A 2,975-nucleotide genomic window follows, 5' to 3' on the forward strand; every position below is an offset into this window, starting at 1 on the left:
CTGATTATTACAAGTAAATCGGTACATCGTTCCAAATTTCACCGGCACCCGTTACGGGGCTACCGGTACATCATTACGCTCTATCGGTACACCACAACATATTGATTTGACTCGCATACTCGTCATTCTCCAAAATCATCGCTAACGCAGCAAAGATGACTGCGTCGCAAAACGATGATTGGAGAAAATTAATGAGTAGTGTTAGCTACCGCGATGTGCTCCGCCATCGTGCCAGCGGTTTGAGTTTGCAGAAAACTGCAGACGCTTGCGGCTGCGCCCGATCGACGGTACAAGACATCGTGCAACTCGCGAAGAAGCGCGATGTTGGATGGAAGGATGTTGAGGATCTTACCGACGCCGAAGCGTATGAGCTGGTAAGAGGAAAGCCTGAGCAAGTCGAGCTCTACGCGCCCATCGACTACAAAAAGATCTACGACGAAATGACGCGCGACAGAACCATGAAGATGACCATTCTGTGGGAAGAATACGTCATCGAGGCGGTTGAATCCGATAAGCGCCCCTACCAATACTCGCGCTTCTGCGAGAAATACCATGTCTGGTGCGATGCCAACGATATTGCCGTCATCAGGCGATACATCGCCGCTGACATTGGAGAGTTTGATTGGGCCGGCAAGAAGCTGACCATCTGCAATCCCGATGCTGGCGAGCTCGCTGATGTGCCGGTATTCGTGGCCTGCCTGCCGTATTCGCAATACGTATTCGTCCGCGCATACCCCGATATGACGATGGAAAGCTGGCTTCAAGCAGCGGCCGACAGCTTCGCATTCTTCGGCGGGTGTCCCCGCATCGTCGTTATCGACAATCTTCGAACTGGCGTAACGAAGCATACCTCCGAAGAGATCGTGCTTAACCGGACGTTCAGGGAATTTGCCGAGCATTACAACGTTGCGGTAATTCCGCACGCACCTCGCCGACCACGCGGTAAGAACAGCGTCGAGTCGTCTGTTGACAAGTTCGCCAACAAGATACGCCTTGAACTGCGAAAACAGCGCTTCTTCGATATTGACGAACTCAATGAAGCCGTTGCCGCAAAGGCAGCGGAGCTAAACGCAAAACCCTTTCAAAAGCGCGCTTCATCTCGGGCTGAAGTGTTCTTGGAACGCGAGAAGCCATGTTTGCAGCCGTTGCCCGAACGCCCTTGGGAACGCGCGATTTGGTCGCCAAAAGTCAAAGTGGGAAAGAACTATCACGTTTTATGCGCAGCCGATAAGGTTCTCTACTCGGTTCCCCATCGCTTCGTCGGCAAAGAGGTCGAGGTCCGCACTACGCCGCATGCCGTCGAGGTTTATTGCGAGGGCGAGCGTATTGCCATTCATGCTCGTCAGCGCACGCATATGCCCGAAGACGGACCGATCACCAATCCTGAGCACCGCGCAAAGCATCATGCCGACTACCTCGATCACGACAGCGAGTGGTATCGCCATGAGGCAGCTAAGACAGGCCCTGCTACGACAAAGGTAATCGAAGGTTTCCTAAGTGAAGGACTCGCCGAAGAGCAAGGATGGGGCTGGTGCGAAAAGCTTTTAAAGCAGCGTGCATCTCATTCATCAGCAGCAATCGAGAGCGCGTGCGAAAAGGCGCTCTCGATTCTGGCGAACCCGAGCTACAAAGCCATCAGCACCCTGATAAAGAATACAGCCAAAAGCACTGAGTTCGATGATCCCGCGGGCGGCAACCCGTGGGCTATTCGCCGCTACTAGCTGGAAGGATACAGCAAAATTATGCTAAAGCAGCAAACGATAGAACAACTAAAGAAACTGAAGCTTACTGCCATAATTGAAGCCGCAGAGGCGCTTGAGAGAAGTGGGCAGGCGAAGGGTCTGACCGCGCAGGAATACGTGGCAATACTCATTGACAATCTCTACACGGTGAAGATGACAGAGAAAATCGAAAGGCTCATATCGGGCGCGCATCTTGAAGAGCCCGATGCCCACCTCGAAGACCTTTGCATGGATTCAGACCGTGAACTCGACGCTGGGTTGATATCGCGCCTTGCCACAGGCGATTACATCTCTAAGGGCCACAACATCATCATACAAGCAGCGGCTGGTGGCGGAAAATCTTTCATGGGGTCGGCACTCGCCAATGCAGCGTGCCGCCAATTTGTTAAGGTGGAGTATCTGAACTACCGCGACATGGTTGACGAGCTGCTCGTACTTCGTACGGATCCATTGAAGCACAAAAAGAAGATTACCTCGCTGAAGCGACTTCCGCTTCTTATCGTGGATGACTGGTTGCTTTCCGATTCGATTACCATCCAAGAAGTAAACGAGCTGTTAGCTGTCGTCGATGCACGCACGCGAGCCAAGAAGCCCACTATCATCTGCACGCAGTATCTTGTTGATGGCTGGCCGGTTCTTTTAGGCAATTGCCCTGCGGGAGACTCGGTGGTCGATCGTATAAAGAACAATGCGTACATCATTGAAATCAAGGGTGGGATCTCGATGCGCGAGCGCTTCAAGGATGACGATCTGAAAGAAAGCAACCATGCTGTCGCGTGAGGCCGTGCGGCAGATATTGCAGCAGGCATGCAGCAGGAATCTTTGGATGGCTGTTCCGATTGAGCTGGAAGACTACATCGTGGACTTCGCTGCAAAGAACATGCGGGCCGAGGACGTCAACGACTCAGTATGCGGAGAGTTGTCTGAGCTTGCGGCAACCTGCACGTTATGATGGCACGCCGGGGTTCTAGATCTCAGTAATCCTAATCCGTACTCACAGAGAAACGAATTGCCTGCCGACGTAAAGCCGTTTACCGTGACAACGATATACGACACACGCGTTGAAACGAGCTGTATCTAGTAGCTGAAAGGGCCCGATTGCTTTCGATTGCAGTCGGGCCCTTGAAATCAATATCTTGTGGGTGTGCACTGCTAGGCAGAATCACTGTGCCGATGCTGCGAAATGCCGTACCGATGGTCTGGAACGATGTACCGATACGGGTGTAATAACCA

At 52.5% G+C, this 2,975-nt stretch carries 3 protein-coding genes; all 3 read left to right on the forward strand.

The genetic code is table 11. The annotated features are described in order from the left end of the window. Positions 1–191 precede the first annotated feature (191 nt). Genes istA through LQE90_RS12465 form a run of 3 tightly spaced genes read left to right on the forward strand, consistent with a single transcriptional unit; the run spans position 192 to position 2,694 of the window. Positions 192–1,721 carry an IS21 family transposase gene (gene istA, locus LQE90_RS12275; RefSeq protein ID WP_216530024.1) on the forward strand — a complete coding sequence of 510 codons (1,530 nt, stop codon included), beginning with the start codon at positions 192–194 and terminating at the stop codon, positions 1,719–1,721. A gap of 21 nt (positions 1,722–1,742) precedes the next feature. Further along, positions 1,743–2,522, forward strand: a complete 780-nt coding sequence (locus LQE90_RS12280) for an ATP-binding protein (protein ID WP_216530025.1) — start codon at positions 1,743–1,745, stop codon at positions 2,520–2,522. Between the two features lie 46 nt (positions 2,523–2,568). Next, the gene (locus tag LQE90_RS12465; RefSeq protein WP_255713303.1) at positions 2,569–2,694 is read left to right on the forward strand and encodes a hypothetical protein; all 126 of its coding nucleotides are present in this window, start codon (positions 2,569–2,571) and stop codon (positions 2,692–2,694) included. The last annotated feature ends 281 nt before the right edge of the window (positions 2,695–2,975 follow it).

Origin of the sequence: Paraeggerthella hominis, from assembly GCF_021044775.1 — a bacterium.
In the GTDB taxonomy this organism is placed as follows: Bacteria; Actinomycetota; Coriobacteriia; order Coriobacteriales; family Eggerthellaceae; genus Paraeggerthella; species Paraeggerthella hominis.